We start from the raw sequence: 8,402 nt of genomic DNA on the forward strand, positions 1-8,402 counted from the left end.
ACGGCATCGCAGCGCAAGCTGGTTATCGACACGGATGCACCACAAGAGGTGTATCAGCTGGTTGCCGACTTGCAGCAAAGCCTGCCCAAGCTACAACCCGCGCAGATTCGAGTGATTCGGGAAATATTGGCGATGAAGATTCAGGAAGAACCCATGCCGGAACCGGTGCGGCGTCTCAAGCGTCGCAAAAGAGAGGAGGCAGAAATGTAAACGGGACAAACCTTACGGCTTGGCCCGTTCGCAAAGGGTCTGGAATCTGTAGATACCAGGAATTCGACACCCAAAGTATCTGCACTCCTCCCGCCTAGGTCAAGCCACACCCCCACACATCATGCCGATCCGCAGCTTGATAAACGCTGCGGCAGGGTATTTGTACGCCCGAAATTGGTGATATTCGACCCTTTCCGGTGGGTAAGTGGCCGTTGCAGCCCCTTGCCCACGTAGGAGGAGCAGTCATGCCTGCAATTTCACTCAAACGGCAGTTACTGAGTCGTTCCCCTGGTGGCCTGGCCCACCAGCGTTCCCGCGAAGTGATCCGCTCTACAGGCGGGATCATGCGCGGCAAGTTTCCCAGCCGTAAAACCGGCCGCCTGGTGCATTACGAAGGCTTGCTTGAGCGGGATGCCATCTACCTGTTCGAGACATCCCCGCTGATTGAAAGCTTCGCGGAGCAGCCCAAGCGCATCTACTTCCCTGATGGTAACAAGCTTCGGCGCTATACACCGGATTTCGTCCTCGACCTTCACGACGGTCGGCGCGTACTGGTTGAAATCAAGCCAACCCGCAGCCTTCAGCAACCTGATATGCGTCACAAGCTTGATTGTGTCGCGGCAGAGCTGGAACGAACGGGCCAAGCCTTCCTGGTCTTGAGTGAAGTAGACCTTCGGCAGCAGCCCCAACTCGACAACCTGAAATGGATTTATCAGCACGCCTCCAAGCGCGTCATGTCGTTCATGCAAAGCCGCACCGCGATGGAGTCGTTGGCCGGCGATTTCCCCATGACGCTAGATGCAGCAAGCCATGCGCTAACTATGCATGGTGTGGAGCCATTCGGCTTGTTACTGGATGGCTGGCTGCAATGCGACCTGTCTGAGCCCATCAATTTCGACACCCCGGTTACCCTGAGCATGGAGAGCGATCATGAGTGGTTTCGCATTGCGCCAAAATATGGCTTTTGAATGGAATGGTGTCCCCCACATCATCGAGCGCCTGACGCCACAGCAACAAGCCATCGTGCGCAGGGAAACGGATGGGCATACCCGCATCTGCGCATTTGATGAACTGTTGTCTGCATATGGTGAAGGGCAGATCACCGTACCCGAGCAGGCATCCGCCAAGGAACCGATACGTAAATACAGTCGCCCTCTGGCGGACTTACCCTCTCATCTGCAACAGGAAGCCAAGCGCCGCCTGGCGTATCTGGAAGGCCTGGAAGAACAGGGCAGCTATGTTCTGACCCCACAAGGCCTAGCCCCCATGATTACGCAGATTGCCCAGCAACTGGGTGATCCGAAGCCACCCTCCCCTTCAGCGGTCTACCGCTGGCTGAGCCGGTTTCGTAATGCACAGGATATACGCGCGCTGATCCCCCGTTATGACCTGCGCGGCACCCACGCACTGCGCCAGCCTGACAAGCTGCTGGAGCTCTTTTCCGAGGCCGCACAGGAAGCCTTTGCATCCACTCCTGCTGCGACAGGAGGGAATGTATATGATCGGTTGCAAATGAAGGTCGCTCAGGAAAACCGGCTCCGGTTTAACGAGAACCGCTTAGTCATGCCTTCACGACGCACCATCTACCGCATGTTCAGAAGGATTGATGCCTACGATCTCACAGCGCTGAAATATGGCAAGAATGCAGCTGATCGACGCTTCCGCATCTTCAAAAATGGCCCTGTCGTAGAGCACATCCTGCAACGGGTTGAAGTGGATCACACCCCTCTCGACTTGTTCCTGATCGATGACTTTTACCAATTACCCCTTGGTCGCCCAACCCTGACCATTCTGATTGATGTATACAGCCGCTTCCCGGTCGGATACTTCATCAGCTTTGGCCCGCCTTCCGTGGAGGCGGTAGTTGGAGCTTTGCGCCATGCCATCCTGCCAAAGAAACCAGCAAAACAAGTAGTCCAAGGTGTTCTTGTCGAACATCGTTGGCCTTGCTATGGAGTGATGCAAGAACTGGTCTGCGACAATGGGCTGGAGTTTCTTGGCACGACCCTGGAAGCCATCGCGCTGGACCTTGGTATCGGGCTGCAATTTTGTCCCAAACGTCAGCCTCGTTTCAAAGGCGTCATCGAACGCTTTCTCAAGACCGTCAATTACTACTTCACGCACCAAATGCCCGGCACCAGTCTGGCGCGCTTCACCGAGCGCGGGGACTACGACCCACAGAAGCATGCTGTCCTGACGCTCGGTGAATTTACCCACCTCTTCGAAAAGTGGCTATTGGATGTGTATGCCCAGACCGTGCATCGGGGCATCGGTACGACACCATGGGCCAAATGGCATGACGGTCTGCAACGCATGACGCCACAGTTGCCAGGAACCCTGGAAGACCTGCGCACCCGCATAGGCAAAGCTGAAATTCGCAAGCTGAATCAGGAAGGGCTGTTCCTGATGGGTATCCGTTACGCAGGGCCTGAACTGGAGCCAATTCTTCGAACCTGGGGAAGTGGTACGCCTATACGGGTGGTGTACGACCCCAGTGACCTAGGCTCCATTCTGGCTTGGCCGCCCAACGCCGAACACCCACTCACTATTAGTGCTGCCGATCCTGATTACGCCAAGGGGCTCACCGAGTTCCAGCACAAGACCATTCGCAAGATGCTCAGGGAACAAGGCAAGAAGGCTGCTAATCCCCAGCGGCTGGCGGAAGCACGTCATCAATTGATGCAGGAGGTCGATGCGCTGGTGCAAAGCCGCAAGCTCGGTAAACGCAAACGTGCCGCCCGGCTCTCGGGAGCAAACAGCAACCAGCCTGAAGCTCGCATGTCCGCGCCCAAACCCAAACGGCAACTCAAATCGCAGCAGCCTATCGCCAACCCGGAGTCGCCACTGGCACCGAAGCTGATTCCTTCCTTCAAGCTCCCATCGCGAAAGGACTGGAAATGATCCATCAGGAATTCATGGCGCTCAGCCAGTTCAGTCAGGAACACCTGAACTTCCCACCCTTCATGTCGGCATTCGAGGAAGTCGAGCGCGCCCTACAGCTGTATCGCTCCGGCGCAATGATCCAGAACCTGCTGATTACCGGGGAATCCGGCACCGGTAAGACCACGCTTTGTCAGCTCATCTGCCAGAAGTACCCGCGTGTCGTTCTGCCCGAACGCGATGTGCAGCCGGTGCTGTATGTCTCGATTCCTCCAGCGGCCACCATCGGCGGCGTGGCGGAAGCCATGCTGACCCGGCTGGGCGATCTCCAGCCCGGCCAGGGGACAGGCTCTGCCAAGACCGCTCGCGTCGCACGCTTAGCCAAAGGCGTTGGTGTCGAATTGCTGCTGATTGACGAAGCCAACCACATTCAGGACAGAGGGCAGTCGCCAACCCAGTATCTCGTCGGTGACTGGATCAAAAGCCTGATGGATAACCTGCAAGTCCCGACCGTCTTGCTGGGACTGCCTCGCGTGGAGAACCTGCTTCGGGTCAACGAGCAGTTGCGCCGCCGCTTTTCCCGGCAGATGCGCATGGAGCTGGGGCAGAACCCGGATAAAAGCGTCGAGCAGGAATGCCTGGACCTGTTCTACACCCTGGCCAGCTGCATGCCGATTCCGTTTTCCATCGGTTCGGAAAGCTGGGAAAGCCTGGCATGCCGGGTGTACTTCGCCACCGATGGCCGCGTGGCCTACCTGAAAAAGTTGTTGATCAGCGCGATCCGCTTGGCCTTCGAGCAGTCCCTGAACGAAATCCGTAAGCAGGAGCTGGCACAAGCCTTTGAAGCCGAGATTTGGCCGCAAGGCACAGGCGCGCTCAATCCATTCAGTCGCGACTTCGTTTTCCGTCGCCTTGACCGTCAGGCCGAGCCCTTTGAACAGGGCGCGCTCCGAGCCCAGACACGGGGGAGACCGGCTCATGTTTAAGCGTTCCGCCCTGCCTATTCGCCCTCGGCCAGCCATGGATGAAAGCATCGGCGGTTTTCTCCATCGGCTGTTTAGCCTTCATGGCCACCGCACACCGCCATGGCTCATACGGGCGCTTTCCGACAACCCGCGTCGGCTCGCTCGCGACGACCTGATGGGTCAGTTCTTTGATCTGCCAAGCGACCCCGCGTGGCTGCAAGCTCAGCGCAAGCTCAAATCAGCTATCCCAGAGCCTTGGCGCAGCCGGAGTACCTCATCGCCTCGACTCTGCCCACGATGCCTAGTTGAGCGAGGCCATCATGCGGGCTACTGGGCTTTGCCTTGGGTGACGGTCTGCCCTCGACATCGCACCCGGCTACGGGAGTACTGCCTCTGTGGCCGCGCTCTGTATTGGGCAGCCTTGGACAGGGACTGGCACTGCCTTTGTCGGCGGAGCCTATTGGATGACGACACGGCGGAACCTACCGTGCTCAACTACCGATTGTCCGAGGTAATTATCCGACGCGCCCAGCAACATCCTGAGCGTCTATCCGCATACCTGGCATGGCTGCACTTTGCCAGCCAGTTGGTAAGTCGACTTCAGCGGGCCAAAGAGAAACCGCGTGGTCCTCAGTTGCATCTGGAAGTACTGTCCCAGCCGCTGCCACAACTTAGGGAATGGCTGGCACGCAGCATTCTGGCAACCTACGCCCAACCAAGGGGTGCGTTCATCTACCTGAACTCGGAAAGCAAGCCGCTGGCCATCTCGCGCTGGATCTCTCGGCGTGACCTGGGCCACACCCGGCTCATGGCGCGCTATATCACGCCATTACTACGCTGCCCAACGCCGCTCAATCATGACCGGATCACGCTGAACCCAGCCATCCCGGCTCAGGTATACCAGCAGCAACTACGCCGGCTATGGAGCCAATGGCAACATCGCCCACTGCCTGCGGTTCTGCCGAAAGCATCCCCGTCCTGGCTCAAACGCCGACATGCACATGACCAGGATCAGCAACACATCCGTCTACGGTTACAGCTGCTGAACCAATGGCTGGCCGACGGCATTCAGCCAGCCCTGCCTCTCTTCGCCACCTTATCCGACTTACCCGGTAATGATGGCTCGCCAACGGTACTGGTCCGGGAGCTGGATCGCTGGCTTGGCCTGCTGTGTCGCTCAAGCCTCGAACATTTTGCCCAGCAGGTATTCACCACCGATGCAAAGGAGAATCAGCATGTTGCGCTATCAAGTCACGGCTGAGCGACAGTTCCCAAATCACCGTCGGACAAACCAGAAACTCCGCCTGCCGATTCGTGTGCGTCCCTATCCAGGTGAATCCGGTATCAGCTTCCTGACTCGCCTTGCCTGGGCCAATGGCTATGACTCGTTCAATCCGCTGCTACGCCAACTGACATCGCTGACCGAACAACCTGCCCGACTACGGGCCTTGCTACATTTGTCTCAGGAGGAATGGCAAAGACTGTATTTGCCTTGGCCCATGCGTGTGCGGCCTGCGGATGCGCAAGCACCGGGTCAGCGCGATCTGGCCATCAATTACGCCACGACCCGATGGTGTCCCGTCTGCTTGCGCAGTGAGCCCCATCTGAATGCGCGCTGGAGCATTCGCCTGTACTGCATCTGTCCCTACCACTGCAACCTGCTGCTGGATGCCTGCCCGGAATGCGGGGCTGTGCTATCTGCCGGACAAGTTCTGAGTGGTCACTGCCACCACTGCGGACAGTCGCTAACCGAGAAAGTCTTTGAGGCATCCGAAGCCATCAAGATGGTTCAAAGCACGTTTCAATGCTCGGTCGAGCGTGAAAACCAAATATCCCTGTCGATTACGCCACAAGGCTGGGCGAGACTGATCCAGCTTATCGCCAATATCGAACTGAGGGCACAAGGACAGAAAACCGGGCAACTGGCGCAGCTGCATCGCGTGTCGGTATTGGCAGCCGTCAGCCACAAGCTCGGTTCTTTGCTGGAAAACTGGCCCGACAACTTTCACCCTTGGCTCGACAAGATCAAGACTTCCTCCCCCAGCTCGTTCAGCCTACGGCGCAGCTTCGGCCGCCTCTATCACTGGCTGTACGTGGAACTGGACTCGCCCGAGTTTGACTTCCTGCGCGAAGCATTCGAGGTCTACTTGAAACAGCATTGGGAAGGCCCCATTACCCTGCGCAATCATTGGCAAACGGGACTACATGGGCAAGGCAACTGCATCACCATTCAGGAGGCCTGCCTTAAGCTACGGGTGACGCCAGCCGAACTGAAACGGCTGCATGCTGCCGGCTGGTTGCAGGCCAACATCGTCACCAGCAGAAGCGGACGACAATTCTGGTCGATTCCCGAAGCACAGTTACCCCTGGTCAGGATGGAGCTAAGCGAAGGCCTTACCCTGGAAGCGACCGCCAAATATCTCGGACTCAGCAAAATCCGAATCTGGCAGCTGGTTGCCGTACATGCATTGCTCCCTCAGTTTGCCCCTGGCGACCACGGTGCAAGCACCTGGCGGTTTGCGTTGGATTCCCTGCGGGTGCTGGTGACGCGTTGCCAGATACGGGGCATTGCGCCTTCACCAACCCAGCCAACCATTACGCTGAGCAACGCCCTGAAAACCATGCGGATTGACGGGCCGTGCTTTACCGCGCTGCTGCGTGCCATCATGAAACGCGAGGTGTTGCTTGTGGAAGGTGATCCTACAGCAAGCAAGCTCGGGCACACCCTCCTCGACAAGCGAACTCTGGATGACTGGTCGTCGGCCTATCGGATCGAGCACGCGGGCTTGCTGACAATTCCAGAGGCGGCAAAACAGTTGGGCATCAAGGAACAGGTGGCATACCACCTGGTGCAACGCCAATTGCTGGCATCGACCCTCCGCAATCAGACCCAACTCTGGATCACGGCCGAAGCCGTTGCGGATTTTGAACGGCAATATGTGGCGCTCAGCACACTGGCGCGAGACACCAAGACATCACCGAAGGCGCTGCTTGCAAAGCTCTCCGTCCAGCCCATAACCGGGCCGACAGTAGACGGCTGCCGGCAGTATTTCTACCGGAGAACGGACTTGCAAACATAGCGCTCAGTGCTTGGGCTGACGGGGCTTGTGGTGGGTTTTACGTTGGTGGCCGGCATAGGCGGCTAGAGCAGCAAAGCCGAGAACGACCACCACAAGCGCTACCAAGGACTCTGTTGGCATCGGTGCCTCCGTGAAATCAACCAAGTGCTTGTACTCAAAGCTAACCAAGGATGGAAGAGGTGGCAAGGGTTAAGCCTGGCGAGATCATGGCAGAAACGGACCCACGGCAGGTCCCGCATCAAGAGCAACCGGCAACGCTATTGTCATAGGCCATTCCGGCGAAGGATACTACTCAGATACTATTCCCTAGCACGCTTTGCTTTGCGCAGTGGCTGGTGGTCTTGCTGTCGGTGGCTGCCTGCGTAGATCACAAAGGCGACAAACAAAAGACCGAAAACTACCAGCCCAACTAAAGATTCTTTTGCCACTGACTTACCCTCCATATTAACTACTAATAGTATAGTTCATTATTTTATTTTAGCGCATACAACATTAAACATCCGACAGCACACTCCACAACTTCGCTTAAATTAAATAATTATGGATAAAAAACTATCAAGGCTAATATCAGACTACCAAGAAAGCGTTTTAAATGCCGTTATTCTTTTATTAAAATCAGGCATAGAAATTCCATTAACTAACAAAGACTGGGTTGAATACAAAATCCCAGTACACGGCGAGCTTGAAGACGGTACCAAATACTTCAAGCATGGCTACGGATGTACAGTGCACCTGCCCTCGGGATCTGTTGATTTCGACTTTGGTTCACTAGGTGAAGTTGGGGGATTCGACATATGGCGACTTGCCAATTTCGCCCAAAAAAAAATGATTGAATATGGATTTAAAAATGAGAACGAGCTTGAAAAAGTTTTTATGGCTGCTGTCGAATCAGGTGAATTAAGTTATTCCGGTTATATTCTTTACTATTTAAAAGGAGCTAGCCGATCTCTAAAAATTGACAAGAATATTATTTTCAATAACAACCAGCTACCACATCGTGATCATGACCCTGTCCTTGCGCTTTATGCTCATTACTATTGCGCGGCCGACTTAATGTTCAAAAACTATTCTCGTCTTTCAGAGAAATGGAGGAAAGATGGGCATCTATCAAAAAATAACAAAGTCAATGCAGGAATTTACCAATCAAGCTGGCTAGGTTTTTTATTTACCACGTGCGAAGGCTTTCAAAAGGCTATGTCCCAATTACAAGTTGGTAACTACACTGAAGTAAGCCTCTCACCAGGAGCGTGATGATGGATACCCAGTC

At 55.6% G+C, this 8,402-nt stretch carries 6 protein-coding genes and 1 pseudogene; all 7 read left to right on the top strand.

All coding sequences use genetic code 11. The features are described from left to right. Nucleotides 1-455 precede the first annotated feature (455 nt). The 7 genes and pseudogenes from QUG01_RS06750 to QUG01_RS06780 all read left to right on the top strand — a co-directional run bounded on the left by QUG01_RS06750 (nt 456) and on the right by QUG01_RS06780 (nt 8,386). Entirely contained in the window at nt 456-1,178 is a 723-nt protein-coding gene (locus QUG01_RS06750) for a TnsA endonuclease N-terminal domain-containing protein (RefSeq protein ID WP_500829453.1), read from the top strand. Beyond that, on the top strand, nt 1,141-3,111 hold the full coding sequence (locus QUG01_RS06755) for a TnsB C-terminal domain-containing protein (RefSeq protein WP_500829454.1): 1,971 nt from the start codon (nt 1,141-1,143) through the stop codon (nt 3,109-3,111). Before QUG01_RS06750 ends, QUG01_RS06755 begins: the two co-directional genes overlap by 38 nt. Then, nucleotides 3,108-4,076 carry a TniB family NTP-binding protein gene (locus tag QUG01_RS06760; protein ID WP_500829455.1) on the top strand — a complete coding sequence of 323 codons (969 nt, stop codon included), beginning with the start codon at nt 3,108-3,110 and terminating at the stop codon, nt 4,074-4,076. The genes QUG01_RS06755 and QUG01_RS06760 overlap by 4 nt, the downstream gene beginning before the upstream one ends. Beyond that, nucleotides 4,069-4,422, top strand: a pseudogene (locus QUG01_RS06765) (TniQ family protein); the annotation flags it as partial. The gene QUG01_RS06760 and the pseudogene QUG01_RS06765, both read left to right, overlap by 8 nt. A gap of 93 nt (nt 4,423-4,515) precedes the next feature. Continuing rightward, nucleotides 4,516-5,316 carry a hypothetical protein gene (locus QUG01_RS06770; protein WP_500829462.1) on the top strand — a complete coding sequence of 267 codons (801 nt, stop codon included), beginning with the start codon at nt 4,516-4,518 and terminating at the stop codon, nt 5,314-5,316. After that, on the top strand, nt 5,291-7,135 hold the full coding sequence (locus QUG01_RS06775; protein ID WP_500829456.1) for a TniQ family protein: 1,845 nt from the start codon (nt 5,291-5,293) through the stop codon (nt 7,133-7,135). The genes QUG01_RS06770 and QUG01_RS06775 overlap by 26 nt, the downstream gene beginning before the upstream one ends. A 540-nt stretch (nt 7,136-7,675) precedes the next feature. After that, nucleotides 7,676-8,386, top strand: coding sequence for a DUF6896 domain-containing protein (locus tag QUG01_RS06780; RefSeq protein ID WP_500829457.1), 711 nt, complete (start codon nt 7,676-7,678; stop codon nt 8,384-8,386). Nucleotides 8,387-8,402: the final 16 nt, after the last annotated feature.

Source organism: Chromobacterium sp. CCUG 76385 (genome assembly GCF_059916625.1).